Genomic DNA, 24,820 nt, shown 5'->3' with positions numbered 1-24,820 from the left:
CATGGAACTGCGCCTACCGGCAACGGGAATTCTGGACGTCGGCCACGCACTGGCAGTCCTGGAATTGCATTCGCTGCCTGCCCAGGAGCGGCTGGATGCCGCTGCGGCCCAGCTGCACCGCGTCCTGCAGCTGGACGGGAACCTGGTTGAAGTTTCATTGAGCCTGGATCCTGCAGGCGTATCGCTCACCCACGACGCCCCGACTGAATCCATTGCGCGCCTCACGGAGATCATCAACCATTGGCTTGGACTGCAGCAAGATACCACAGCTGCTTATGAAGCGCTCCAGGCCCTTCCTTGCTACCAGCCGCTCGCGATGGCTTACCCCTCCTTGCGGCTCATCAGCTACCCGGATATTTTCGAGGCCCTGGCCACCACGATCATTGGACAGCAGGTGTCCTTGGCGGCGGCACGGACCCTCGGCGGGCGCTACGTCGGCGCATTGGGCCAGCAGCATGGCTCGGGCCTTCGGGCTTTCCCCACAGCGGCCTCAACGGCCGCCTGCACGCCTGGGGAATTGCGCGAGATCATTCACTGCCCGCTGTCGCGGGCAACGGCGCTGCACGCGGTAGCCGAATGGTTCGAGGACAGTGGAAAGTTCCTGCTCGGAGACGTGCCGGCATTCCTGGAGCAGCTCCAAGGGCTGCGCGGGGTGGGTCCATGGACGCGCAATTACATGGCCCTGCGGGGTTTTCGGGATCCGGAGATCTTCCTGGAGTCGGATCTAGTAGTTCGCCGAGCCATGAGCAAGCTTCATGATCGCGGTGTCGCTGTGGCGCCTCCACCGAAGGCTGCGGGCTACCTGGCCACGTTACTGCTGTGGTCCTTCGACGCCGCCAAGCTGTAGCAACGAGAAAGGGAGCTTATCAAGGTGTGCAATCCTGATAAGCTCCCTTTTCGACGAATCGGCCGACTGAGCAAGTCAGCCGATTCTCCATTCCCCTTATTCAAGCCGGCTACGCCGCTCGCTGCTTCGAGGTGAGCAGCCCCGGCAAGCAGCGAACTAGCCGATAAATATCGGTCAAGCTTGACGCTTCTCCCGACCACACACGGGAGAAGCTCTGGAATAAGCATATCCTAAGAACCAGTAATAACGTCAAGCCCTGTTTGCGTAATTTTTCGATTTATTTCTTAGGTCGCTCTAACTTGCTCGATTTTGTCCGCGCCAAAAGACTAGTCGGCGAAGATCTTGCCAACTTCCGTACGCTTCTCGGCCTGGAATGCATCTTCTGCACGGCCAAAGGCCCAGTAGGCAGATAGCGACATGTCGCGGCGGTCCACGCCATGCTCGTCATAGAAGTATGCGCGCAGCTTCTTCATGACTTCGCGCTCACCGTGGGCAAAGACCTGCACCCGGCCCTCGGGCCATGGAATCCCCCGGACCACGGACTCCAGGATCGTGGTTTCAGGGGAGAATTCGGCACCGCGGTGAATCCAGCGAATTTCCACGCCAGCCGGCGCCTGCAATTGCATTTCGTCAGCCTCGTCGGCAACTTCGATGACCACCAGGCCCCGCATCTGCGGGGCCATGGACTCCAAGGAGGCCGCAATGGCGGGAATGGCAGTTTCATCTCCGGCGAAGAAGTGGAAATCGAATTCATCCTTGGGGACAAACATTCCGCCCGGGCCCGAGAAGCAGATCGATGAGCCGATCTGCGCGTCACGCGCCCAAGGACCTGCTAGGCCCTCATCGCCATGGACCACGAAATCGACCTCGATGGTTCCCGCCTGCATATCGCTGCGGCGCACGGTATAGGTACGGCGAACCGGCAGATCCTCGGGAGCCAGCCGCTCACGCAGCGCTTCCATGTCATAAGGCAATTCAAGGCCCAGTTCCGGCTTCGCGAACAGGAATTTCACGTAGCGGTCGGTCACCGGCTTGTCTGCGAAATCGCAGATGCCTGGACCGCCAAGGGTGAGCCGCACCAGATGAGGTGCGATATTCTCGCGCTTGAGGACCTGCAGGAGGACCTGGGGGCGCGCAGGTCGGCCTCCAGTTTGCGGGCGATCACCAGCCGGCTGGGACACAAAATCACTTCCTGTCTTAATAAGGGTAGATAGATCAATCCTAATTGACGGGAGCGCAAGTGGTTACTTCGGGAAGGTCGGAGGACCTTCATATGCACTGAGCGCCGCGCGTTCTCCGGGGCTCAAACGCTGCACCCGCGAGGACACCGGGTCGAAATAAGCCAACGTAGTGGAGGCCTTGACGCACAAATAGTCCTCCACCGGGTCACGGAACTCGTAGCAGATATCAAAGCTGGCAGGCTTGACATTGGCAACCCAGAGATCGACATTGACCGGCACGTTGCGGTATTCCAACGGGCGGGAATACCGCACCCGATGCTCGACAACGAGGATCTGGGTTCCGGCAGGCACTGCAGAGAAGATATCGGCCTGCGGCTGCGAGCCTGGCGCGCCGGTGCCACCGGGCACGCCAAAGCCGGCGATTCGCGCTTCTTCCATTAACCGGATCAGATTGACATTATTGACATGGCCGTAAGCATCCATGTCGCCCCAGCGCATAGGGACCTGCACCCGCAGAATGCTTTCTTCCATGGCTAATCTTCCTTCAGCAGGTTTGCGCCGTCATTGCCCACGATCCCCAACTTGGCCAGCTCCCGAAGGACCCGGGCTCCGTCCGGCTCGTAGACCCAACGCACCCCGGGGGTGGTTCGGCGCAGCTCATGCGAACGTCCGCCGGCTAGCACCGCTTCCGAAGGGGTCAGCTGGCGGATCACAATAGCCCGGACCAATTCGGGATAGCGGCGCGCGAACTCGGCATAAATGGCCGGATCATGCTGGCCGTCATCGCCGATGAGCACCCACGAAATGTGCGGGAATTCTTCGGCCAGGCGGCGCAGCTGGTCAACCTTGTGCTGCATTCCGCTGCGGAACCAGGAACGGTCTGTTGGCCCCCAGTCGGTGAGCAGCAACGGCCCCTTCGGGTACAGGTTGCGCGAGATGAAGCGCTGCAGGGTCTGCGCGACATTCCATGCGCCGGTGGAAAGGTAGATGGTCGGAGCTCCCGGATGCTCGAGCAGCACCTTCTGGAGCATCACCGCCATCCCTGGGGTCGCCACGCGGGCATGCTCGGAGAGCACAAAGGAGTTCCACGCCGCCAGCATGGGGCGCGGCAGTGCGGTGACCACGACGGTGTCATCCACGTCGCTGATCACCCCGAACTTCTGCGCCTGGTCGATAACGAGAATCTTCGCCTGCGCGGCATCGCCGTTGTGGGCATGAAGCCGGATCTCATTCCAGCCCGCGGGCAGGTCGACTACCAGCTTCACATCAATCACGCCGCCACGGTCAGCCTGGACCTCGAAGCGCTGGTCGCCAACGTCAATGCTGACCTTGCCGCCGGGAAGGATCGGGGAAATGAAATTGCGGAAACCGCGAATGCCATCGGCAATGACCTGGGCTTGGTGCTGCCCGTCTTCAAAGGCGCCGGGCTTGGCCAGCACAACGCGGGCGAAGACGCGAATCCAGCCGCCGCTCGGTCCGGTAGAGCCATATCCCACATAGGGAAGGATTACCGCTTGGTGGCCGTTGGCCAGGGCGCGCCGTGCACGCCAACGATGCACTCCGTCTTCCATTCGCGAAGCTACATGCCGGGCATCGCCATCAGCCGAAATATGACTCATAGCCCCAGTCTTTCATGTCGACCGCCAAGCACGGGAAAACGACAACTTGTGTCTTGAGCCCTTGCCTTTTTCTACAAAGAGTAGAAAGCTGGTGCTATGAAATTCGAACACGAGCTCAATAGTCCGGTCCTGGTATTGGATGAGGACCAATCGTGGCAGCTGCTCTCGCACAGTTCCCACGGACGCGTAGCAACTTCGGTTGCAGGGTTGATCGATATTGTTCCGGTGAACTACGCGGTGCACAACGGGAAGCTGTTCTTGCGCACCTCGCCCGGTAATAAGCTTGCGGCCATGGCGATCAATGAAAAGATCGCTTTCGAGGTCGACGGCATCCTTTCCGATGAAGCTTGGTCCGTTGTCGTGCACGGCAGCGCCGAAGTATTGGAGCATGAGGCCGATATCAAGGAGGCCCGCGAAAGCGGCGTCACTCCCTGGATCCCCACCCAGAAGGATTTCTGGATTCGGGTCAACATTGATTCGATCTCCGGGCGCCACTTCGAGCTCGGCGAGCAACCAGAGGTCGCTGAATAGTTCTCTCCGATCTGCACGGCAAACGCCGCCTCCCGCCCAATGGCCATCGGGCTGGCAGCGGCGTTTCCAGCTTTAAGCCGATGCCTGGGAATAAGGGTAGAACCCTTCTCCGCTCTTGCGTCCGAGCTTGCCCGCAGCCACCTTTTCGGTGATCATCGGGTGCGGCTGATCGGCCTCGTCACCGGTCTCGGCGTAGGTCGCCTGGGCGATGAAATCGATCACATCAAGGCCCACCATGTCCATAAGCTCGAACGGACCCATGGGGTGGCCCAAAGCGGTCTTCGCGGTGGTATCGATATCCTCGATGCTGGCGATTCCCTGGTGAGCCAGGTTCAGCGCCTCGGCGTTGATCGCACCCATCATGCGGTTGGCAATGAAACCCGGAATCTCCTTGTTCACCAGCACCGGGTTCTTCCCCAGCTGGTTGGCTACCTCGGTGACAGCCTGGATCGTGGCATCGTTGGTCTGCCCATGGCGGACTATTTCAACGCACTTCATGACCAATGCGGGGTTGAAGAAGTGCATATTGCACACCTGCGCTGGACGGCCGCTGGCCTGGGCCAGCTTCGAGGAGGGCAGCGTCGAGGAATTCGTCGCCAAGATGGCGTGGGCCGGTGCATGCTCGCCCAGTTGGGCGAAGATCTGCTCCTTGATGTCCAGGCGCTCCACAGCAGCCTCGATCACCAAGTCGGCTGCGGAAGCAGCCTGGTTCAAGTCGGTGTTCTGGCTCAAGCGCCCCAGCGCCGCAGCTGCCGTGGGCTGGTCGAGTTTGCCTTTGGCCACGCGGCCGGCAGCCCAGGACTCCAGCTCGGTGCGTGCTGCGCCCAACGCGTCGGCAGAGATATCCTGCAGCACGGTGGCGTAGCCGCCCAGCGCGCAGCTCATCGCGATCTGCCGGCCCATGGTGCCGGCACCGATCACCAAAATACGTTCAATCCTCATTGACCATTCTTTCTTTGCAGTCCTGGCCTGCGCCTTTTAGCCGCGCAGGTAGGTCGTCGTGGTGTGCGTGTAGAACTCGCGAGCTGCTGCCCCCTGTTCCTTCGGTCCGTAGCCCGAAGCTTTCGCACCGCCAAAAGGCACGTGCGGGTCAGCTCCGGCTGACTCCGAATTTACATGCAGAATACCCACGGCGAGAGTTTGTTGCGCCTCCAGGGCCAGCGCAAGATTCGAAGTGAACAAGGCCAGGCTCAAACCGTATTCCGAGTCTTCTGCAGCCTCGAAGGCTTCCTTCCACCCGTTGACTCGGCGGACGGACACGATGGGCGCGAAGAATTCTTCCTGCCAGGCGCAGTTGGCTCGCCCTGCTTCCCCCTCCGGAAGTTCCAGAATGGTTGGTGCCAGGAAGCTGCCGGTTCCCGGGGCCAGCCCGCGATAGCGCAGTGTTGCGCCCTGTGCCAGCGACCGGTCGATCCCCTGTGCCGCCGAGTTCGCCGCTTTGGCATCCACCAGCGGTCCCATATGCACTGACGGGTCCAGCGGGTCCCCGGTCACCCACTGCTCCAGCCTTTCGGTGAGCTTGGCCAAGAATGCGTCGGCGATGGACTCATCGAGGATCAGCCGGCTGGTGGCCGTGCACTTCTGGCCGGTGGAGCGGAAGGCCCCGAAAAGCACCTGCTCGCTGGCCAGGTCCAGGTCTGCGTCGGCCAGCACTACCGAAGCATTCTTGCCGCCCATTTCCGCCTGCACCGGAATCCCCCGGGCCGCACCTGCCGCGCAGAGTTTGCGCCCGACTCCGGTGGAACCGGTGAAAGTCAGCCCGTCCAAATGCTCATTGGCGATGAAGGCATCACCCAACGCGCCCGGGCCGATGACCAGGTTCAGTACACCAGCGGGCAGCCCTCCGTGCTCCAGGGCCTGCACAAAGCGCATGGCCAGCAACGGCACCAGGCTGGCCGGCTTGAACACCACCGTATTGCCGAAAACCAGCGCCGGGGCGATCTTCCAAGCCGGAATCCCGATCGGGAAGTTGAACGGGGTGATCACCCCGATCACCCCCAGCGGCTTGTGGGTAACCAGAATCTGTTCCCCGGCACGCGGGGATTGGAAAACGGTGCCGGCAGCGCGCTCCGCTTCGCCGGAATAGTAGACCAGGATCTGTGCGGCCCGCAGCACCTCGCCGATTCCCTCGGCTCTGGTCTTGCCCTCTTCGGCGGCCAGTTCCGCTCCGAAGTCCTCCGCATGCTCCTTCAGGTATCCGGCGGCCTTGGCCAGAATCGCCCCGCGGGCGGCCATCGGAGTGGACGCCCAGGATTTCTTGGCCCGGTGGGCGGCGCCGAAAGCGGCGTCCACCTGGTCCACGCTGGCCGCGGTGCCCTCCGCGAGCACGATGGATTCGTCGGCGGCCGCCTTCGAATCGATGCGGCGGCCTTCGCCAGGCACCCATGCGCCATTGATGCAGTGCTCCAGGGTGGCAAGTGTTGTGGAAAGGTTCATTTGCTTGGTTCTCCCGTCTTCCTTGGCTTCGCGGCTTAGCGGAAGGCCGGCACGCCGGTGAGCTTGTTGCCCAGGATCAGCGTGTGCACCTCGTCGGTGCCCTCGTAGGTGCGCACCGATTCCAGGTTGTTGGCGTGGCGCAATGGCGAGTAATCCAGCGTGATGCCGTTGCCTCCCAGGATGGTGCGTGCTTCGCGGCAGATCGCGATGGCTTCACGGCAGTTGTTCAGCTTCCCTACCGAGATCATATGCAGGTCCAAATTCCCGGCATCCTTCAACCGGCCGATGTGCAGGGCCAGCAGGAAGCCCTTGTTGATTTCCAGGGCCATGTCCACCAGCTTCTGCTGGGTCATCTGGTATCCGGCCAGCGGCTTGTCGAACTGCAGGCGTTCCTGCGAGTAGGCCAATGCCACCTCGAATGAATCGCGGGCGGCCCCCATGGACCCCCACAAGATGCCGTAGCGGGCTTCGTTCAGGCAGGAGAACGGCCCCTTCAGGCCCTTGGCATTCGGCAATACCGCCGAACCAGGCAGGCGCACATCGACCAGATCGATTTCGCACTGGATGGAGGCGCGCATGGACAGCTTCTGCTCGATCGGGGTGGCGGTGAAGCCCGGGGTGCTGGTTGGCACGACGAAGCCGCGGATGCCCTCATCGGTCTGTGCCCAGATCACCGCCACTTGCGCCACATTGGCCAGCCCGATCCAGCGCTTGGAACCGTTGATCACCCAGTCATCGCCGTCGCGGCGGGCGAAGGTCTTCATGCTCGACGGGTCGGAACCTGCCGTTGGTTCGGTCAGGCCAAAGCAGCCAATGGCTTCGCCGGCGGCCATCTTGGGCAGCCATTGCTGCTTCTGCTCCTCGGAGCCGTGCTTGTAGATGGCGCTCATGGCCAACGATCCCTGGACCGAAACGAAGGTGCGCAGCCCCGAATCGCCGGCTTCCAGCTCGGCGCCGGCGATGCCGTATTCCACTGCCGAGCGGCCGGCGCAGCCGTAGCCTTCCAGGTGCATGCCCAGCAGGCCCAGCTTGGCCATCTCCGGAACGATCTCCAGCGGGAAGACTGCGTCGTTGTACCACTTGGCGATATTCGGCTTGATGTTCTCGTTGACGAAACCGCGCACGGTATCGCGCAGGGCCAGTTCCTCCGCCGAGAGCAGCGAATCGAAATTGATCAGGTCGGCCGGATCCAGAAGGCGTTCTGCGGTGCTCATATTAAGTCTCCTTGAAAGTTCTTTCGATTAGCTATTTGCCAGGGTGCCCAGAAGCGCTTGGTGCTCCCCGTGGGCCGGCGGGATGGTGCGGTATTGGGCGCCGGTGCGCGAGAGCCCGATGGGGCTGGCGATCTGCTCGGTCGCTTCCCCGGTGTCCGGATCGGTGATCAGCGCGACGGGATCCAGGCCAAGTTCCTTGGCGAAGTCGATGGCCTCGGCAATGGAGTTGACCTTTCCGGCGGGCACTCCCGCGGACATCAGCGCATTCGCCCAGTGCGCGGCAGTGGCCGAGGCGGTGGCCGCTTCGATGATTGCCTTGAGTTCTTCGCGGTGGGCCACCCGTGCGCTATTGCTGCTGAAGCGCGGATCCTGGGCTAGGTCCGGCTGGCCAAGGTGCTTGGCCAAGGCAGCGAACTGGCGGTCATTGCCCACGGCGATGGCCACGACGCCGCCGTTGGCCGCGAAGGTTTCATAGGGGGCAATGCTCGGGTGCGCGTTGCCCATGCGTTCCGGGGAATTTCCGGTAGCCAGCGTGCTGCTGGACTGGTTGGTCAGTCCGGCCAGCAGCGAGCCGAGCAAGTTGACGGTCACCCGCTGGCCGATACCGCTGGCATCGCGTTCGCGCATGGCCAGCAGGATGCCGGCAACCGCATTCTGCGCCGCCAATACGTCCACCAGGGCAACACCGGCCTTGCTCGGAGGCCCGTCTGGTTCTCCAGTGATGCTCATCAGCCCGCCCACTGCCTGCACCAGCAGGTCGAAGCCGGGCAAGGTTGCACCCTGCTTTTCGCCGAAGCCCGAGATGGAGCAATAGACCAGTGCCGGGTTCAGCTCGCGCAGGCTCTCGTAGTCCAGCCCGAATTTGGCCAGGACGCCGGGGCGGAAATTCTCCACCAGCACGTCAGCGTCGCGGATCAATCCGCGCAGGGCCTGCAACTGGGTCGCGTCCGCGAAGTCGGCGACTACTGCCTGCTTGTTGCGGTTCACCGACCAGTAGTAGGTGCTGATGCCTTGGGCATTGAACGGAGGCTTCCAGCTGCGGGTCTCATCTCCAGCAGCGTTCTCCACCTTGAGAACTTCGGCTCCGAAGTCGGCCAGGGTCATGGAGCACAGCGGCCCGGCCAAGATGCGCGAGAGGTCGATGACCTTGACCCCTTCAAGCGGTTGGCTCATTTGCTTCCACACCTTCAATCCGCACAGAATTGCTTAGTTACATGTTGCATGCAACTCTATGTTGCCCGGATCACCCTTGGCAAGGATTTTCAGGATGTTTCGCTGCTCGGGTCTGCAGGGGGCGCGGAACGCCCTAGGAAATCAAGGCGTCCAGCCGCTCCAGGAACGGTTCTGCGTCCAGTCCCGGGGTCCGCGAACACACCGAACGGATCAGCATCTGCGCGGTGCGCATGACGTGGCCCCGAACGGCCAGCGCGGCGGCGTCGGGGTCTTTAGCCAGAATCGCCTCCATGATCTCCTCGCGATCCCCGGCCAGATCCTGGCTGGAGCGGGCGAAGGGCACGGTGGTCTGCCCGTGGGCCAGGACGAGGTTGCGCAGCTCCCCCACCACGCTGTCGAGTTTCGCATTTCCGGCCAGCCCCAGAAGGCACAGGTGGAATTCCTTGTCCGCTTCCAGCGTCGCCCGGCCATCACCGGTTTCGCCGATTGCGAGCATTCGCTGGTGCAACGACGTCAGCTGGTTGATATCGGCCTGGGTCGCGTTCCGCACGCCACGTGCGGCAGCTGGCGGCTCGATAGCCAAACGCAGCTGGAAGACTTCGACAATGTCTTCCAATGAAATCTGGTTGACGCGCACCCCGCGGTTTTTCGCCACGGTAACGATTCCCTCTTTTTCCAGCAGCTGCAAGGCCTCGCGCACCGGAGTTCGCGAGACGCCGAGCTTTTCCGAGATGCCAATGGCCGAGTAGTGCTCCCCCGGAGCCATCTCTCCGGCAACGATGGCGGCACGGATCATCGTGGTCACCTGCTCGGTAAGAGATACCTTCGGCTTAATCGGTTGCATGCTACTCATGGTCTGAAGCTTATCCTGATTCGACCCGGCGGCAAGGCCAGGTACTAGATCGTCTTGCGCAATGGCACTTCCTTGATGAGCAATACGCAGAAGAAGGCAACTACGGCTACGGCCGCCGAAACGATGAAGACGATCCCTGTCGCCTCGCCATACGCCGATTCCACCACCTGCCGTAGCGCATCTGGCATCCCGGAAAGATTCAAGGAATCCCCGGTGGCCGGGGCCGAGGACAGCTGCCCCTTGGCCGCCAACGATTCGGTAATAAGATCTGCCACATTGCGCGAAAGCAACGCGCCGAGCACCGCCACACCTGCTGAGCCGCCTACGGATCGGAAAAACGCCACCGAAGAACTTGCCGCCCCGATATCGGTGACTTTCACCGTGTTCTGCACCGAGAGCACCAAGTTCTGCAGCATGAATCCCATGCCCACGCCGTTGAGGAACATGCCGCAGGCCAAGAGCCAGTATTCGGTATCCTGGCGCATCAGCCCAAGCAGGCCGAGGCCAGCGATATTCAGGACCGAACCGATGAGCAGGTAGATCTTCCAACGGCCGAAGCGGGTAATCATCTGTCCCGAGAAAACCGACCCGAAGTAGTTGCCCGCGATCATTGGCAAGGTCATGAGGCCGGCCATGGTCGGTGTCGCTTCGCGGGCGATCTGGAAGTACTGGCCGATGAATGCGCCGGTGCCGAACATCCCCACGCCAATCGAGATCGAGGCGAGAATCGCCAGCGACGTTGTTCGGGTGCAAATGATCTTCAGCGGAATGATCGGTTCACGAACCCGTGATTCAACAAGCAGCAACGCGGCAACCAGCAAAAGGAACATCGAGACCATCGTGTAGGTCTGCCACGAATTCCAGCCGAAATAGTCGGCTTTGCCTACATAGGAGACCCAGATCAGCAGGATCGAGACGGCGGTGGTCAACAGGACCGCGCCGACCCAATCGATATGCACCGGACGCTTGAGGTGCTTCAGGTGCAGGGTCCGGTGGATCAAGAGCATGGAGAGCAAGCTGATCGGGATGCCGAAGAAGAAGCACCAGCGCCAGCCCAGGGGCGAGTCCACGATGAATCCGCCGAGCAGCGGTCCTGCTGCGGTAGATACAGCCATGACGGCACCGAAATATCCCGAATAGCGTCCACGTTCCCGTGGCGGGATGACCGTGCCGATGACTGCCATGCCCATGGCGGTCAGCCCGCCCATGCCGATGCCCTGGATGACCCGGGCGAACAGCAGCACGGGTATGGACCAGGCGAGCCCGGCCAGCAACGAGCCGAGCACGAACACCAGAATTCCGGCTTGCAGCAGCTTCTTCTTGTCGAAGAGATCCGCCATTTTCCCCCAGATGGGAGTGGTGGCGGCATTAGCCAGCAGCGTGGTGCTCAGAACCCAGTTGAAGTCGGTTTGCGAGCCGCCCAGGACATCCATGATGGTCGGCAGCGCAATAGACACAATGGTCGCCGCCAGCATGGCAGCGAAGAAGGATGCCAGGACGCCAGCGATGGATTTGAGCACCTCGCGTTGATTCATCTGCGGCTGGTCTGCCGCTGCCTCGGTGAGGTCAGTGGGACGTTCCTTTTCCGGCATGCTCTTATCCAAGGTCAGAATTCTCCGCATTGCCGAACTGCTCGGTCCGTTGGGTTTGGATGCCGCGGATCATCGTCGCGTTCAATTCGCTCAGCGCGTGCGCGACGCTGGCCAAGCGCTCGGCATCCCAGTCCGGGAGGACATCCCGCATTCGCTCCAGGCGCAAGCGGTCGCGGAATTCAAGCCGCTCGGAACCCGCCTCGGTCACCCAGATCACGTGGCGGCGGGCGTCGATCCTGCTGGGCTGCCTGGCTACCAGGCCCATTTGCTCCAGTTCCGCCAAATGCCGGCTCATCGCCGCGGTGCCGATCCCCAAGGACTGCGCAAGGTCGGCAGCATGCGTGGGTTCACGGGTTTTCAACGTCTTGAGCACGTGATGGGAGGCGTTGGATACCTCGGGGTCAGTCTGATCCATATGCGAAAACACGCGAAGGATCCTGTAACTGCGGGCCAACTCGTCGAGCAGGATTTTGAGTTCAGAATCCGAAGGGCTATCTGGAGACTTGTCCACGATCTATCGGCTGCCTATCTATTGTGTTTCCCCCACAGTAAGTTCGATTCGTTGCTCCAGTCAACGTTTTTGCCTGTTGCCACGGCGGTAAGCTGGTTTTGTGAATGATCAGCGAGTCCAAGCCAGCACGCAATACGCCGAAGAATTACGACTTTCCGCGCTGAAGGCAGCTCGCCAATCCGCCGAGCTGCTGCGCGCTTCCTTCCGCGGCAACGTGGTAGCCGAGCATAAAACCAACACCCATGACCTGGTCACCGACATCGACCGGCAGAGCCAGCGGCTCATCACTGCCTCGCTGCTATCGGCCCACCCGGATTCCTGGGTTCTCGGCGAAGAGCAGGTCTCCGGCGATCAAGGACGGCAGGCCGCCGGGAAGGTGCAGTGGATTGTCGATCCAATTGACGGCACCAGCAACTTCGTCCATGGCGTGGCATTCTTCTGCATCTCGATTGCCGCAGCCATCGATGGAGAACTGGTGGCCGCCGCAATCCTCGATCCGGTTTCTGGTGATGAATTCAGCGCCAATTCGACTGCCGCGTTCCTCAACGGGCAGGTCCTTGAGCCCGGTGCCCGTCCCGAGCAGTCCCGCGCCAACCTGATGACGGATTACCCGGGAGCAGAATCCATGCTCAAGGACGGGGATCTGTCCTTGGAACTCTTTGGCCAGTGGATCCAGGACTTCGCCACGGTACGCCGCAAGGTCTGCGCGGCGCTGGCCTTGGCCCATGTTGCCGCAGGCTGGTGCGACGCCACCATCGGGTTCGATACCAAGGTGTGGGATGTGGCTGCCGGAGCGCATCTGGTGCGCATGGCCCAGGGCACGTTCCGCGGCTTGTCCTACGGACAGGCAGGACTCGCCGACCACTACTGCCCCGGCTTCATCGCGCAGGGGCCCGGCGCCGATTATCCTTCCTTGGCAACCGCTGCCGAGCGGATCCATCAGCTGCGTACGGGCCGCTGAGCCAACAAATCTGACAATATCGAAGTAGTTGGCCCTGCCCCTCGGCTTTGGCCGCTTTCGGACGTACCATGGCGGCATGGAACCACGATTTCAACGGACCGCGCACTCCGCCGCGCGGCACCATGGAGGCGGAGGTGTGATCCTGGGAGGAATCGGAGCAATTCTGCTTTTCGCTTCCTTCGCAGTGATGTTGGCAGCTCAATCCCTGGATTGGGAGCCACTGCTCATCGGCATTAGCCTGGGCATCTCGACAGTGCTTTTCGGTGTGGTGTTCCATTTCACCCACTGACCCGCACTTTTCCTCATCCATTAATCGCAACGGCCCCGGATCCATCGCTCGTGGGAGCAACAGGTCCGAGGCCGTCCGTGCGTTCGGGTGCTTTACAGGTGGGTAGGCGCGAACATCTTCAGCAGGGTGCGGACCACAATGACATTGGGGCCATCTGCTTCCAAGGCGTCGGCGAGCGCCGAACCGATGCCTTCCGGATCGACCGCTTGGGCGGGGATGCCAAAGGAATGCGCCAGGGCCACGAAGTCCGGCCGGGCCAGTTCGGTGGCGGTGGCTTTTCCGAAGGCTCCCTCCATGTACTCGCGCAGGATGCCATATCCCCCGTCGTCGACGATCAACCAGGTGACCGGTGCATGGTGCTGCTTGGCGGTGGCCAGTTCGGCAATGGAGTACATCGATGAACCGTCGCCGCTGACTGCCAGCACGCGCTGCTTGGAGCCGATGGCGCCACCGATCGCGGCGGGGAAGCCGAAGCCGAGGCCGCCTGCACCCTGCGCGGAATGGAATTCGCCATCCTTGGCGTCCCAGCAGCTCCAGCCCCAGTAGGCAGCGATGGTCATATCCCAGAAGGTCTGCATGCCTGCCGGGACGGCGGCGCGGATATCCGCCATGAACTTCCGTTCCTTGCCAAGGTCCTGGGCATCCAGGCGCGCCTGCACCTTTGCCAGGGTCAGGGCCACCACCTGTTGCGGGGTGCTTCCGTGCCATGATGCCTGGGCCTTGAAGCCTGTCTCGCGCATTTCTTCGTCCAGGAATTTCAAGGCTTCACGAGCATCGGCGCGGATACCCAGGGCCGGGGTGTTGGACTCGAGCACGCGCGGCTCGGCATCAATCTGGATCATCTTGCCGCGGGGTTCGAGCGTGAAGTAGTTACTGGTGACCTCGCCCAGGGCCGAACCGATCACCACCAGCACGTCGGCATCTTCCATGACGTCCGAGACATAGCGGTCTTCCGCCCACGACTGCAAGGACAGCTCATGGTTCCAGCCAAAGGCTCCGTTGCCGCCGGGGCTGCACAGCACCGGGGCCTGCAGTTTTTCGGCCACGGCCAGCAATTCAGCCTGCGCTACGGCCCGGCGCACACCGCCGCCGGCGATGATGGCCGGGCGCTTGGCTTCGGCCAGCCAGCGCATGGCTTCGCGTATCAGCTCTTCGCGCGGGGGATGCTCGTAGGCTTCGGCCAGGGCATCCTGTACCGGTGGCACCATCACCGGGGCGAGCAGGACATCCTGCGGCACCTCAACCCACACCGGCCCCATGGGCACGGTAATGGCCCGGGCCCACGCATCCTGGATCGCCGAGGGGATGCCCGATGCATGATGCACGGTCTGCTGGAACTTGGTGACGTTGGCGGCCGAGGCCTTCTGGTCATCGAGCTGATGCAGCATGCCCTTGCGGCGGGCTCCCAGGCCGTCCAGCGGAATCTGGCTGGCCACCACAACCATGGGCACGCCGGTGGCGTAGGCCTCCTGCAGACCCGCTAGCGAGGTCAGCGCGCCCGGGCCGGTGGAGAGGAACAGCACGCCCACTTCCCCGGTAGCGCGGGAGTAGCCATCGGCGGCGAAGGCGGAATTGTTCTCCACGCGTGAGGAGATGAACTCCAAGCTCGAGCGCGAGAGCGCGTCGAAGAGTCCCAGGGCGTGCTGCCCGGGGATCCCGAACACGGTCTTGGCACCGAGCGCGGTGAGGGTCTCGATGACCAGATCGCCGCCATTGCGTTGCGGTTGCTCGTTCATTAGCTATTCATCCCCTTGCTGGCGCGGAAGTCGCTGATCAGGCTGATCAAATCATAGGTGACATGCGAGGCGGCCACGCCGGTCAGCTCCGCATGGTCGTAGGCGGGGGCGACTTCGACGATATCCGCGCCGATGATGTTCAACTCGCGCAAACCGCGCAGGATTTCAAGCAGTTCACGGCTGGTGATGCCCCCGGCCTCCGGGGTTCCGGTACCCGGGGCGTGGGCTGGGTCCAGCACGTCGATGTCCACCGAGATGTACAGCGGGCGGTTGCCGATGCGGTCGCGCAGCTTGTGCACGATTTCGCGGACGCCCTGGTAGTAGACATCCGAGCTGGTGACGATGCCGAAGCCGAAGCGCTGGTCGTCTTCCAGGTCCTTCTTGCCATAGAGCGGACCGCGGGTGCCGACGTGGCAGATCGCCTCGGTATCCAGGATTCCCTCCTCGACCGCACGGCGGAACGGGGTGCCGTGGGTGTATTCAGCACCGAAGTAGGTGTCCCAGGTGTCCAGGTGCGCGTCGAAGTGCAGCATCGCTACCGGAGCACCGGCTCGTTGCGAAGCGGCACGCAGCAATGGCAGCGCGATGGTATGGTCTCCGCCCACGGTAACCAGGGTGGAGCCGTCGCTGGTCAGCTCCAGTGCGTTGTGCTCGATGGTCTCGATAGCCTCGTTGATGTTGAACGGGTTGACCGCCATGTCCCCCGCGTCAGCCACCTGGCTCTGCGCAAACGGCGAGGTGTCGGTGGCGGGGTTGTAGGGGCGGATCAAGCGCGAGGATTCGCGCACGTGGTTGGCGCCAAAGCGCGCGCCGGGCCGGTAGGAAACACCGGTGTCGAAAGGCACGCCAACGATCTTGATGTCGGCCTTCTCCACCTGATCCAGTCGCGGCAGCCGGGCATAGGTGCCGCCACCTGCATAGCGTGGAATCACCGCGGCATTAATGGGTCCCAGATGCCCGTTTTCCTCGATGCGGATTTCCTTCATCGCAACTTCCTCCCCCAGACATCCAAGAACGAAAGTTCAAGTTGTCTAATATGAAACTTCAGTTTCCCATTATGCTATTTTGTCTGCTGGGTCACGTCAAGATTCAGTTATCGCACAGCCCGGGAATCCAGGCAGAAATAGCCCATGCCACAACCCGCGAACGGGCTGCGGCATGGGCCGAAACTGCAGCAGGGCGCTCAGCTGGCGAAGCTGCGAATCTGCTGGGCAAGCACCTCTAATGCATCGCGCAGCAGCGCCGACGTCGTGGCAGCGGTACGCGAGTCCCAGCTTCACTACGAGGACGGCGCCGAACATAAGTCGATTCTTCGCGAACCCGAGGACCGTTGCGACAATGACGAGGCATCGGCACCGCAGGCTGCAGCCGCAACGAGCCCGATGGGGTGCGAGCGATTCGATTCCCCCGCCTGCCCTGCGCCAAGCGCTGGACACTGTCCCGTTCGGGACCATGACTGCGGCACCCCGGGCTTCGATGACAGCGCAGAAACTTGGGTCAAGGCTCTCGCAGCGTACGCGCGCCGATCTGCTCTCGGCGGTCACTTCCTACCTTCGCCATTGCGGCCATTGGGAAGATGCCTCTGGGGAATTGGGCATCCACCGAAGTTCCCGCGCCACCTCATCACACGGGACCAGGAAGTGCTTGTCCCCGGATGTTTTGACTACATTTCAGGCTATTTTGCCCAAATTGGGACGCTAGGCCTCGCCGGAGCGCTTCTTGCTGGCTTTCACCAGCGCGCGGTCGACCTCATGAATGCCCAGGCAGAAGCCTGCGGACATGACCAGCGATTTGATAGTCAGTTCGGAAAGGTCATCGGCTACGTACACCAGCTGGATCGGTCCGGCCAGGACCAGCAGGACACCGGTCCACAGCACATACGCCCACGAGGTGCGCGCCTGCGCCATCACCGGGAAGCGTGCCCGTCGGCGAATTGTCCGCACGCCAATGGTGACAATGACGACGGCCAGAATCGCGGCGCCAATGAAGAAGAAATTGCGTTGGGTGCGGATCCAGGTCAAGGTGGTGCCAATAAGAACGCCGAAAAGTATCGAAGCCCACCAGCTGATACTGCGCAGTTGATCTTGCGCAGCGGTTGGTTCGCCTGTCCTCACGCCTCTCCCATCACTGATTGTCCCGAGCGCCCGGAACAACGCATCGTTCCTAGAATACGCGGTTCGTCTCCCCGCAGACGAACGCGCAGCCGCACTGCGCATGCCGTGCCATGGCAGCAAGTGCCGTGGCTTGGCGTCATGAGAGGATCAGCGTCCAGGTAACCACGGCAACCTCATCAGAATCGTTTTCCCAGCTATGCGGTTCACGCCCGGGGAAGGTGATCGTATCGCCTGCTTCGAGTTCTACGCGCTGATCAGGCAATACCAGGATGAATTTTCCAGCGATCACGTGCAGCACTTCCAGCTCGCAATCCACCGAATACAGTTCCGCTTCACCGGTGCCCTTGGGCGCAATCTCGGCTCGAATCATCTGCACCCGCTTCTCGCTGCGCGGCGTGACCAGCTGCTCCGTGATGCCGTCACCGCCCAGGGAAACACGGGGCGCCTGCTCCAGACGGACCAGTTTCGTTTCAGGAACCTCGAAGAGGGCACCGACCTCCATGCCCAGCACTTCGCACAACCGCAAAAGAGTCGAAACCGAAGGGCTGGTCAGGTCGCGCTCCACACGCGAGAGGAAACCCTTGGTCAGTCCGGATAGCTCGGCGACCTGGTCAATGGTCATACGCTGGGTCTGGCGCACCCCGCGCAGCCTCGCACCGATATTGATCGCAGCACCGGTTGGTTCAACTGGCAAGGTTTTCATCGTTTGGCTCCTCGACGTTTTCTGCAGCAACAACCGCAACCACTTTGGCTTCAAGGCCTGCGGGGCAAGTTTACCAATGGTAAACACACGGCGCCCTCTACCGCGAGGCTGCAGCGCTCACTAGACTCTGTCCATGGACAGCACCAAGGACAAGCTCTGCGGGTACCTGAACGACGCGCGCGAGAATGCGATCTACAAGGCAGAAGGCCTCGCCGAGCACCTGGCACGCACTCCGCTCACCCCCACGGGCACCCATATCCTGGGAGTACTGCACCATTTGGCGATCAATGAATACGAATATTTCGGCACCTGCCTCAAGCGCAGGGCCGATGACCGCTACGTTCGCGAATTCATTGCACCGCATGATCCCGACGCGGATTTCCTTCCGCCAGCAGATATGGATGCGCAACAGCTGATCGGCCTGTATCGGAAAGCCATCGCCTTCGCCGATGAAGCCATCAGCGACCTGCCCCTGGACTGCCCCGTAGAGGTACCGTGGTGGGGGCCAGCTGGCAAAACCACCTTGGATCACCTGCTCATCCATGCGCTCGCCGAGACCTCCCGGCATGCAGGGCATCTGGATATCATTCGCGAGCAGCTCGATGGCCGTGCTGGCTGGACCGCGCAACTGGATCTGCTGCCCGGCTACACCGCCGGGCAATGGGCCGAACAACGCGAGAAGCTGCAGCAACTGGCCAATGCCTTTGCCCCGGACAGCTGAGCCGCAGTCATATTACGCATTCGGACTTCACCGGGCCCTGCCGCCGGCGGTACCATCAGAAATGTTGCTTCACGAGACGCGGCGCCAAGCTCCGACTGGCCGCGCACCAACCCCAAGTTCATGGGTGGTTCGGATGAGGAAGCGGTCCGCGCATCAACAGGTGCACGGGCAAGAGCTCGCAAGAGAGTTGACCTCCATGGCATATCCGATTCTGCCCGTCATCGACCGCCAGACCGGCCAAGTGCAGTTCAAGGCCGAAGGGCGCTGGCGCACCCGCTACGTTGCAGATCCGCTCAGGCTTGAACGGCTCATTGCCCGTTGCGCCCGCAGGCCGACCTATGATCCGGCCACTTCTGAATTGCAGCTGGTGCTGCCGGTAGCCGGAGATCCAGCGGGCAAGCGAATTGCTTTTAGCCTTGCCAAATTCCCAAGTGCAGGAGCCCTGACTAAACTGGGTGGTTGATCCGATCCACGGGTTTCATTGGAAAATCCATGTTCCAGGAGAGTCATCGTCGCGATGCCACAGCACCCAGAAACCGAACCTACCAAAGCGCAGATCCAGCGATGGCGCAAGTATCTCGCTGATGAAGTCGCCGAAGGCTCCATCTACAGGGCCCTCGCGGAAAAGAAAACCGGGCAGGAACGGCAAATCCTGCTGGGCCTTGCAGAGGCGGAAGCCCGCCACGAATCCCACTGGCGCGTCCTGCTCGGCGAGCATTTCAAGGAAGTCCGCCCGTCGCTGCGACGCACCATGCTGCGTTTCCTGGCATTGCATTTCGGTTCGGTCTTCGTGCTGGCCATGGCCCAGCGCTCCGAAAGCAGTTCGCCCTACCGCGACGACAAGGACGCCACCGCGCAGATGGCGGCCGACGAACAGGTCCACGAAGAGGTCGTCCGGGCGCTGGCTACAGCAGGCCGTGCGCGTCTTTCGGGCAACTTCCGCGCTGCGGTCTTCGGCGCCAACGACGGGCTGGTTTCCAACCTGGCGTTGATCATGGGTATCGGTGCGACCGGTGTTTCAGCGACCTTCGTGCTGTTCTCCGGTGTTGCCGGTTTGCTGGCCGGCGCACTGTCCATGGCCGCTGGCGAATACGTCTCGGTGCGTTCCCAGCGCGAGCTGCTGACCGCCTCGCGACCAACCCAGGTCACGCTGACCGCCGCCCCGAACCTCGATCTGGACGCCAACGAGCTGGTGCTGATCTACAAGGCCCGCGGCATGAGCGATGAAGATGCAGCGCACCGGGCCGCAGAACGCATGGGCCTGTTCACCTGCGATTGCAACCCCGACTTCTCGCTGAACCCGGAAGGCCGCGGCGAAGAACTTGAGAAGGAGCACCAGGAACTGGGGTCGGCCACCGGCGCGGCGGCCACCTCGTTCATCCTTTTCGCTTCCGGCGCGGTCGTGCCGATCCTGCCTTATATCCTTGGGCTCTCCGGCATGACCGCGATCCTCGTCTCGGTAGTCCTGGTGGGCGTGGCCCTGATGATCACCGGAGGGATCGTGGGACTGCTTTCCGGGGCCTCCCCGCTCAAGCGCGGCCTGCGCCAGCTAGCCATCGGCTGGGGCGCAGCGGCCATCACCTACTGCTTGGGCCTGATCTTCGACGTCAGCATCGGATAGCAGCCTGCTGCGAATCGAATGCCGGTACAGCTTTGGCTGTACCGGCATTTTCCATGCCGTGCCCTAGCTGTTCTCCGGCCGCCGGGTACGCCGGCGCAGGGTTTGCATGCTCTGGATGAACTCCATCGCTTCTTCGGCGGTTTCCACCAGAGCAATCTTCTGTTCCATGACACGTTCCTTGGCCAGGGCCTGAAGCAGCGGCCAAGCAGGCAGATCCCTCGTCCAATAGTCCTTGCCGATCAGCACCATCGGCACCACGCGAGCACCGGTAGCGTAGTAGTTTTCGCAGGCATCCTGGAAGATTTCCTGCACCGTGCCAGCGGCCCCGGGCAGAACTACCAGCCCGCCGTTGGACTGCTCCAGCAGAATCGCTTCACGAATGGAATTGGTGAAGAACTTGGCAATCTGGGTGGCAAACAGATTCGGCGGCTCGTGGCCGTAGAACCAGGTTGGCACGCCCAGGGACTGCCGCTGGCTCGGGAAACGCTCCTTGACCATCAGCGCAGTTCTCGCCCAGCCGGTGCGCTGATGGATCGCATCTGGCGCTTCGGCCAGCATCTGCAATGCCGTAGCGACATCTTCTGGCCCGTAATCGGCCAGCCACGCACCGGCGTTGGCGGCTTCCATTGCGCCGGGGCCTCCACCGGTGGCAACCGCGTAGCCGGCCCGGGTAATCATGCGCCCAAGCTCCAAGGCTTGCGCATACTGCGCAGTGCCCCGGCTCATCGCATGCCCGCCCATCACCCCGATAATCGGGGTTTCCTTGAACGTGCCCTCGTACACCGCCGAGACCAGCGCCTGGCCAATGTGGTGATCATGCAGGGTTTTTGCCAGCGCATTGCTATCGCTGTCGGAATTCACCGCTGCATGCTGCTGGGAGTACGCGTAGATCTTCGCATCAGGCACATGCTCGTAGGTCTGCGTCCGGATCCCCGAGTACAACTCATGCGGCGAATACAAGCCGCGAGCCACCGTCTCGAAGGGAAGCTCCTCCCCCGAGCTCATGCACAGCCCGCCAGTGGCTTGCACGATCTGCGCTCCTTGCGCGGAATACTGGCAATCGATGAATAGCGCTTCGGAAAGATCCAAGGATTCCAGCACGGTATCCCGTTCGCGCAGATCAACACGGTGCACTCGCCAGCCTTTTCCGCGTGCGCGGTGGGAAGCCAGCGCTTCAGCTGCGAGACGGTCGAATTCAACGAGCGTCGTTATGTTCACTGCGCGTGCTGGAAGGTAGGGCCACACTTGGGACATGCGTCAACGCTACGTCATAGATAGTGATTATTCACAGAAAGGCCCTTCAACTTTCGCGAAGGCCCGGAACGTGAAACGATGAGAGGATGATTGAATCTGTTCCACCAACCATTGATGCCCGCCACTTATTGGCTTTTCTGGGCAACGTTCCTTTCTTCTATGGAAAGAACCTGGCTGCAGAAGCAAATTCCGTGGTTGACGTGGAATTCGACGAGAGCACCCACCAGATCGAAGGCACCGTCACCGATTCTGGCGAAGAATATTCTCCGATGATCCAGGTCCTCATGGACGGTGGAGAGTGGAAGATCGAATCGTGCGAGTGCACCTGCGACGCACCGGGCATCTGCTCGCACATCGCGGCACTGGCTATTGTCTCCAACAAGATCGCTTCCCAGCCGCGCGCCGTGCCTGCCCGGGAAGAGAAGCCGAACACAGTTTGGTCGCAGCAAATCGATTCATGGTTTGAAGAGTCCGAACCGGGCCCGGCCGATGGCCTGCTTGGTTCGCAGCACGATCCGGTAGTGCCGATGGCGCTTCAGTTCCTGCTCTTCGATTCGAAGGACGCTACCCAGCAGCAACAGTGGATGCCGACCGGAACCATCCCGCACCCGACCCGCAATAAGCGCTTCCGCTTGGGAGTGCGCCCAATGGTTCGCAACACCGAAGGCCGTTGGGTTCGTGGCCAGCTTCGCTGGACCACCCTGGGCTTCAAGACCTACGGCTGGAACCTGCTGCGCGCGCAGCACCACTGGTTTACCCGCTTTGCCTCCATGGCGCGCAGCGACAGCCAGCTGCAGTTCAAGGTGGATGAAGACTGGCTGTTCCTGGACGAGTACGCTTCCGAGCTGCTCTGGCCGCTGCTTGACCAAGCTGATGAGCTGGGAATTCCGCTGATCACGACCCGATCCGAGCAGCGCGTGCGCATCGTTGCTCCAGCAAGCTTCAGCATGCAGGCCTCCCTGGATGAGCAACGGCTGCAATTGGACGGTGTCCTGCACATTGCAAACCAGGATCTCATTCTCGATCCGGAGGCACCAAGCGGTGTCATCGCCGAGCATGGTTTCTATGCCCAGTTGGCTCAGCCTGATGAGATTTGGCTCGCGCCAAGTGTTGAGCCGATTCCTGACGCGCACCGCCGCTGGTATGTTGACCGCCGTCCGGTCACCGTGCCTCGGCCGGAGATCAACGATTTCTTTGAATCCTCCTACCCGCGCTTGGCCCGCCGTTTCGAGCTGCGTAGCGTTAGCGACGAGCTGGAATTGCCTGCTTTGAAACCGCCCTATGTGCAGGCGACCGTGGTCTACAAGCGCGAATTCAACGAGAATAACGAACCGAACGACACCGCCGCGCTGGACTTCCAGATCCTCTACCCGGGGATCCCTGGCGACCAGGAAGTGTATGACCTTGAGGCTGAGGAACTGCTTCAGGCCGCAGTGCATGAAGTTTTCCTGGTTCATGAAGAAAGCGGCAATCCCAACTTGTCGCCGAAGTTCTACGCCCGCGATGACACCATCGATTTCGTCACCGAGATCCTCCCCGCGCTGGAACGCATTCCTGAAGTCAAGCTGGTTGAGAAGGGTACCCGGCCGAAATTCCGTCAGCTGCGTGAACTTCCTCAGCTGAAGATCAATGCCGTGAATCATGAACGGACCGACTGGCTGGACCTTGGCTTGCTCATCACCGTGGGCAACCACGAGGTTCCTTTCTCGCAGATCGTCGAGGCCATGAGCAATGGCCAGATGAAGCTGCGCCTGCCGGATAACACGTGGTTCTCGTTGAACCACCCCATGTTCGCCAAGCTCAAGGCGCTCGTTGACGAGGCGCAGGCAATGAATGACAAGCCGAAGGAGGGAGACCTGAAGCTTACGGTCTTCCAAATCTCATTGTTCGAGGAACTTGATGAGATGGCTGAAGGCATTGACGGCGCGGACTTGTTTATCGCACGCATGCGTTCACTGCTCAAGGTCGCTGAAGCTCACCACGCGCAGGTGCCGAACACGCTGAACGCCCAATTGCGCCCTTACCAGGTTGAAGGGTTCCACTGGCTCTCTCGCCTGTACGAAGGCGGATTCGGCGGAATCCTCGCCGATGACATGGGCTTGGGCAAGACCTTGCAAACGATTGCCCTGATTCTCCATGCCCACAAGCTCTGGGCCGATCCGCAGGCATGTGCTCAGCTGCCCGCAACCCAGCGCACCCGTCTGCCGTTCTTGGTCGTCGCCCCGAGCTCGGTGGTTTCCAACTGGGAAATGGAAATCAACAAGTTCGCCCCATCCTTGCGGGTAGTCAGCGTCGAGGGCACCTTGCCTTCGCCACGGCAGCTGAAGGAACTGTCCGAGAATTACGATGTCATTCTCACGACCTATACCCTGTTGCGTCTGAACGACGAGATATACGAGGCGCAGCGCTTTGCCGGCTTGATCCTCGATGAGGCGCAGTTCGTGAAGAACAAATCCACCAAGGCCCACCGCACCGCGGTGAACCTGCAGACCAATTTCAAATTGGCCGTCACTGGTACCCCGATGGAAAACAACCTTTCCGAGCTCGGTGCTTTGCTGTCGCTGGTTGCTCCGGCATTGTTCCTGAACACAACACGCTTTAATCGCCAATTCGCCCGCCCCATCGAAGTGCTGGGCGACAAGGACACCCTTGCATTGCTGCAGCGTCGCATCAAGCCATTCATGCTGCGCCGCACCAAGGAATCCGTGGTGCTGGATCTTCCGGCCAAGCAGGAGCAACAGCTTCTGGTGCGCCTTTCCGAAGAACACCAGCATGTCTACGACACCCACCTGAACCGCGAACGTCAGAAAATCTTGCACCTGGTTGAAGATCTGGATCGCAACCGCTTCACCATTTTCCAGTCGCTGACCCATCTGCGCATGCTGGCCCTGGAGCCTTCACTAGTGGATCCAGCGCTGTCGGACGTACCCGGTTCAAAGCTGGAAGCACTCTTCGACCAGCTCGATGATGTGGTGGGCGAAGGCCACCGTGCGCTGATCTTCAGCCAGTTCACCTCGTATCTGAAGGTGCTTGCCGACAAGCTGACCGAACGTGGCGTGAAGTTCGTTTACCTGGACGGCAATACCCGCAACCGCGCCAAGGTCATCGAGCAGTTCAAGGAAGGCGAAGCTCCGCTGTTCTTGATCTCCTTGAAGGCCGGCGGATTCGGCCTGAACCTGACCGAAGCGGACTACTGCTTCTTGCTGGATCCATGGTGGAACCCAGCCGTGGAAGCCCAGGCTATCGACCGTACGCACCGCATCGGCCAGACGCGACAGGTGATGGTGTACCGAATGATTTCGCAAGGCACCATCGAAGAGAAGGTTGTGGCGCTGCAGGAAAGCAAACGCAAGCTGATCTCGACAGTGATGGATGAAGCCGATGGATTCTCCAAGGCCCTGACCGCTCAAGATATCCGAGGACTGCTTGAGTAACAGGTTGATTAAATCCGCCGTATTAGCAGG

The 24,820-nt window shown here is 61.4% G+C and carries 23 protein-coding genes and 1 riboswitch; of the genes, 8 read left to right on the top strand and 15 right to left on the bottom strand.

Annotation, left to right across the window (positions count from 1 at the left end):
- The first annotated feature begins 1 nt into the window (after nt 1).
- Nucleotides 2–847: a DNA-3-methyladenine glycosylase family protein gene (locus AAZQ98_RS16005; protein WP_434693651.1), complete on the top strand. Its 846-nt coding sequence runs from the start codon at nt 2–4 to the stop codon at nt 845–847.
- A 326-nt stretch (nt 848–1,173) separates the two neighbouring features.
- Here AAZQ98_RS16005 and AAZQ98_RS16000 read toward each other — a convergent pair whose 3' ends face one another.
- The 3 genes from AAZQ98_RS16000 to AAZQ98_RS15990 form a co-directional block, all read right to left on the bottom strand.
- Nucleotides 1,174–2,028 (bottom strand): siderophore-interacting protein, encoded by an 855-nt coding sequence (locus AAZQ98_RS16000; RefSeq protein WP_105657336.1) that lies wholly within the window; start codon nt 2,026–2,028, stop codon nt 1,174–1,176.
- Between the two features lie 63 nt (nt 2,029–2,091).
- Nucleotides 2,092–2,559: an acyl-CoA thioesterase gene (locus AAZQ98_RS15995; protein WP_105661618.1), complete on the bottom strand. Its 468-nt coding sequence runs from the start codon at nt 2,557–2,559 to the stop codon at nt 2,092–2,094.
- Nucleotides 2,560–2,561: 2 nt separating this feature from the next.
- Nucleotides 2,562–3,647: an App1 family protein gene (locus AAZQ98_RS15990; protein WP_434693649.1), complete on the bottom strand. Its 1,086-nt coding sequence runs from the start codon at nt 3,645–3,647 to the stop codon at nt 2,562–2,564.
- 96 nt (nt 3,648–3,743) lie between these two features.
- Between AAZQ98_RS15990 and AAZQ98_RS15985 the strand changes: the two genes are divergently transcribed.
- Nucleotides 3,744–4,178 (top strand): pyridoxamine 5'-phosphate oxidase family protein, encoded by a 435-nt coding sequence (locus tag AAZQ98_RS15985; RefSeq protein ID WP_434693646.1) that lies wholly within the window; start codon nt 3,744–3,746, stop codon nt 4,176–4,178.
- 72 nt (nt 4,179–4,250) lie between these two features.
- On the opposite strand, the gene AAZQ98_RS15980 is transcribed toward AAZQ98_RS15985, so the two are convergent.
- The 7 genes from AAZQ98_RS15980 to AAZQ98_RS15950 all read right to left on the bottom strand — a co-directional run bounded on the left by AAZQ98_RS15980 (nt 4,251) and on the right by AAZQ98_RS15950 (nt 11,861).
- Complete coding sequence (locus AAZQ98_RS15980; RefSeq protein ID WP_434693643.1) at nt 4,251–5,120, bottom strand: 3-hydroxyacyl-CoA dehydrogenase family protein; 870 nt, start codon at nt 5,118–5,120, stop codon at nt 4,251–4,253.
- 36 nt (nt 5,121–5,156) lie between these two features.
- On the bottom strand, nt 5,157–6,614 hold the full coding sequence (locus AAZQ98_RS15975) for an aldehyde dehydrogenase family protein (RefSeq protein ID WP_434693641.1): 1,458 nt from the start codon (nt 6,612–6,614) through the stop codon (nt 5,157–5,159).
- 35 nt (nt 6,615–6,649) lie between these two features.
- Entirely contained in the window at nt 6,650–7,828 is a 1,179-nt protein-coding gene (locus AAZQ98_RS15970) for an acyl-CoA dehydrogenase family protein (RefSeq protein WP_105657330.1), read from the bottom strand.
- Between the two features lie 27 nt (nt 7,829–7,855).
- Complete coding sequence (locus AAZQ98_RS15965) at nt 7,856–9,001, bottom strand: CaiB/BaiF CoA transferase family protein (protein ID WP_434693639.1); 1,146 nt, start codon at nt 8,999–9,001, stop codon at nt 7,856–7,858.
- Nucleotides 9,002–9,134: 133 nt separating this feature from the next.
- Nucleotides 9,135–9,854 (bottom strand): GntR family transcriptional regulator, encoded by a 720-nt coding sequence (locus AAZQ98_RS15960; RefSeq protein ID WP_434693638.1) that lies wholly within the window; start codon nt 9,852–9,854, stop codon nt 9,135–9,137.
- Nucleotides 9,855–9,898: 44 nt separating this feature from the next.
- Complete coding sequence (locus AAZQ98_RS15955; RefSeq protein ID WP_105657327.1) at nt 9,899–11,458, bottom strand: MFS transporter; 1,560 nt, start codon at nt 11,456–11,458, stop codon at nt 9,899–9,901.
- Nucleotides 11,451–11,861, bottom strand: a complete 411-nt coding sequence (locus AAZQ98_RS15950) for a MarR family winged helix-turn-helix transcriptional regulator (protein WP_434693637.1) — start codon at nt 11,859–11,861, stop codon at nt 11,451–11,453. Before AAZQ98_RS15950 ends, AAZQ98_RS15955 begins: the two co-directional genes overlap by 8 nt.
- 196 nt (nt 11,862–12,057) lie before the next feature.
- Here AAZQ98_RS15950 and AAZQ98_RS15945 point away from each other — a divergent pair, with 196 nt between their 5' ends.
- Together AAZQ98_RS15945 and AAZQ98_RS15940 are read left to right on the top strand one after the other, a co-directional pair.
- A complete protein-coding gene (locus tag AAZQ98_RS15945) occupies nt 12,058–12,918 on the top strand; it encodes an inositol monophosphatase family protein (protein ID WP_332594649.1) in 861 nt (286 codons plus the stop codon).
- Nucleotides 12,919–12,994: 76 nt separating this feature from the next.
- Nucleotides 12,995–13,207, top strand: coding sequence for a hypothetical protein (locus AAZQ98_RS15940; protein ID WP_133833215.1), 213 nt, complete (start codon nt 12,995–12,997; stop codon nt 13,205–13,207).
- Between the two features lie 92 nt (nt 13,208–13,299).
- Here the strand turns inward: AAZQ98_RS15940 and AAZQ98_RS15935 are convergent, their stop codons facing one another.
- From AAZQ98_RS15935 to AAZQ98_RS15920, 4 genes are all read right to left on the bottom strand, one after another.
- On the bottom strand, nt 13,300–14,943 hold the full coding sequence (locus AAZQ98_RS15935) for a thiamine pyrophosphate-binding protein (protein ID WP_434693635.1): 1,644 nt from the start codon (nt 14,941–14,943) through the stop codon (nt 13,300–13,302).
- Nucleotides 14,943–15,929: an agmatinase gene (speB, locus tag AAZQ98_RS15930; protein WP_434693633.1), complete on the bottom strand. Its 987-nt coding sequence runs from the start codon at nt 15,927–15,929 to the stop codon at nt 14,943–14,945. Before speB ends, AAZQ98_RS15935 begins: the two co-directional genes overlap by 1 nt.
- A 711-nt stretch (nt 15,930–16,640) precedes the next feature.
- Nucleotides 16,641–17,057, bottom strand: coding sequence for a hypothetical protein (locus AAZQ98_RS15925; protein ID WP_133833221.1), 417 nt, complete (start codon nt 17,055–17,057; stop codon nt 16,641–16,643).
- 136 nt (nt 17,058–17,193) lie between these two features.
- The gene (locus AAZQ98_RS15920; RefSeq protein ID WP_434693632.1) at nt 17,194–17,760 is read right to left on the bottom strand and encodes a helix-turn-helix domain-containing protein; all 567 of its coding nucleotides are present in this window, start codon (nt 17,758–17,760) and stop codon (nt 17,194–17,196) included.
- Between the two features lie 133 nt (nt 17,761–17,893).
- Here AAZQ98_RS15920 and AAZQ98_RS15915 point away from each other — a divergent pair, with 133 nt between their 5' ends.
- The 3 genes from AAZQ98_RS15915 (at nt 17,894) to AAZQ98_RS15905 (ending at nt 20,102) form a co-directional block, all read left to right on the top strand.
- Nucleotides 17,894–18,481, top strand: coding sequence for a DinB family protein (locus AAZQ98_RS15915; protein ID WP_434693630.1), 588 nt, complete (start codon nt 17,894–17,896; stop codon nt 18,479–18,481).
- 67 nt (nt 18,482–18,548) lie between these two features.
- Nucleotides 18,549–18,662: riboswitch (SAM riboswitch) on the top strand.
- 15 nt (nt 18,663–18,677) lie between these two features.
- Entirely contained in the window at nt 18,678–18,944 is a 267-nt protein-coding gene (locus AAZQ98_RS15910) for a hypothetical protein (protein ID WP_434693628.1), read from the top strand.
- A gap of 54 nt (nt 18,945–18,998) precedes the next feature.
- Nucleotides 18,999–20,102, top strand: coding sequence for a VIT1/CCC1 transporter family protein (locus AAZQ98_RS15905; protein ID WP_105657316.1), 1,104 nt, complete (start codon nt 18,999–19,001; stop codon nt 20,100–20,102).
- 63 nt (nt 20,103–20,165) lie between these two features.
- Here the strand turns inward: AAZQ98_RS15905 and AAZQ98_RS15900 are convergent, their stop codons facing one another.
- A complete protein-coding gene (locus tag AAZQ98_RS15900) occupies nt 20,166–21,356 on the bottom strand; it encodes an LOG family protein (protein WP_434693626.1) in 1,191 nt (396 codons plus the stop codon).
- Between the two features lie 86 nt (nt 21,357–21,442).
- Here AAZQ98_RS15900 and AAZQ98_RS15895 point away from each other — a divergent pair, with 86 nt between their 5' ends.
- Nucleotides 21,443–24,790, top strand: coding sequence for an SNF2-related protein (locus AAZQ98_RS15895; protein ID WP_434693625.1), 3,348 nt, complete (start codon nt 21,443–21,445; stop codon nt 24,788–24,790).
- Nucleotides 24,791–24,820 lie beyond the last annotated feature (30 nt).

The sequence above is a fragment of the Glutamicibacter sp. Je.9.36 genome (genome assembly GCF_051129975.1).
In the GTDB taxonomy this organism is placed as follows: domain Bacteria; phylum Actinomycetota; class Actinomycetes; order Actinomycetales; family Micrococcaceae; genus Glutamicibacter.
The sequence above is the reverse complement of the archived record's forward strand: the minus strand, read 5'-3'. Positions and strand labels throughout refer to the sequence as shown.

Excerpts from the sequence above, each read along its gene's own strand:
- AAZQ98_RS15990 (WP_434693649.1), bottom strand. The coding sequence starts at position 3,647 with ATGAGTCATATTTCGGCTGATGGCGATGCCCGGCATGTAGCTTCGCGA.
- AAZQ98_RS16005 (WP_434693651.1), top strand. The coding sequence starts at position 2 with ATGGAACTGCGCCTACCGGCAACGGGAATTCTGGACGTCGGCCACGCA.
- AAZQ98_RS15920 (WP_434693632.1), bottom strand. The coding sequence starts at position 17,760 with ATGAAAACCTTGCCAGTTGAACCAACCGGTGCTGCGATCAATATCGGT.
- AAZQ98_RS15960 (WP_434693638.1), bottom strand. The coding sequence starts at position 9,854 with ATGAGTAGCATGCAACCGATTAAGCCGAAGGTATCTCTTACCGAGCAG.
- AAZQ98_RS15980 (WP_434693643.1), bottom strand. The coding sequence starts at position 5,120 with ATGAGGATTGAACGTATTTTGGTGATCGGTGCCGGCACCATGGGCCGG.
- AAZQ98_RS15995 (WP_105661618.1), bottom strand. The coding sequence starts at position 2,559 with ATGGAAGAAAGCATTCTGCGGGTGCAGGTCCCTATGCGCTGGGGCGAC.
- AAZQ98_RS15895 (WP_434693625.1), top strand. The coding sequence starts at position 21,443 with ATGATTGAATCTGTTCCACCAACCATTGATGCCCGCCACTTATTGGCT.
- AAZQ98_RS15975 (WP_434693641.1), bottom strand. The coding sequence starts at position 6,614 with ATGAACCTTTCCACAACACTTGCCACCCTGGAGCACTGCATCAATGGC.
- AAZQ98_RS15965 (WP_434693639.1), bottom strand. The coding sequence starts at position 9,001 with ATGAGCCAACCGCTTGAAGGGGTCAAGGTCATCGACCTCTCGCGCATC.
- AAZQ98_RS15970 (WP_105657330.1), bottom strand. The coding sequence starts at position 7,828 with ATGAGCACCGCAGAACGCCTTCTGGATCCGGCCGACCTGATCAATTTC.
- AAZQ98_RS15900 (WP_434693626.1), bottom strand. The coding sequence starts at position 21,356 with ATGTCCCAAGTGTGGCCCTACCTTCCAGCACGCGCAGTGAACATAACG.
- AAZQ98_RS15950 (WP_434693637.1), bottom strand. The coding sequence starts at position 11,861 with ATGGATCAGACTGACCCCGAGGTATCCAACGCCTCCCATCACGTGCTC.
- AAZQ98_RS15905 (WP_105657316.1), top strand. The coding sequence starts at position 18,999 with ATGCCACAGCACCCAGAAACCGAACCTACCAAAGCGCAGATCCAGCGA.
- AAZQ98_RS15910 (WP_434693628.1), top strand. The coding sequence starts at position 18,678 with ATGGCATATCCGATTCTGCCCGTCATCGACCGCCAGACCGGCCAAGTG.
- AAZQ98_RS15940 (WP_133833215.1), top strand. The coding sequence starts at position 12,995 with ATGGAACCACGATTTCAACGGACCGCGCACTCCGCCGCGCGGCACCAT.
- AAZQ98_RS15935 (WP_434693635.1), bottom strand. The coding sequence starts at position 14,943 with ATGAACGAGCAACCGCAACGCAATGGCGGCGATCTGGTCATCGAGACC.
- speB (WP_434693633.1), bottom strand. The coding sequence starts at position 15,929 with ATGAAGGAAATCCGCATCGAGGAAAACGGGCATCTGGGACCCATTAAT.
- AAZQ98_RS15985 (WP_434693646.1), top strand. The coding sequence starts at position 3,744 with ATGAAATTCGAACACGAGCTCAATAGTCCGGTCCTGGTATTGGATGAG.
- AAZQ98_RS15915 (WP_434693630.1), top strand. The coding sequence starts at position 17,894 with ATGGACAGCACCAAGGACAAGCTCTGCGGGTACCTGAACGACGCGCGC.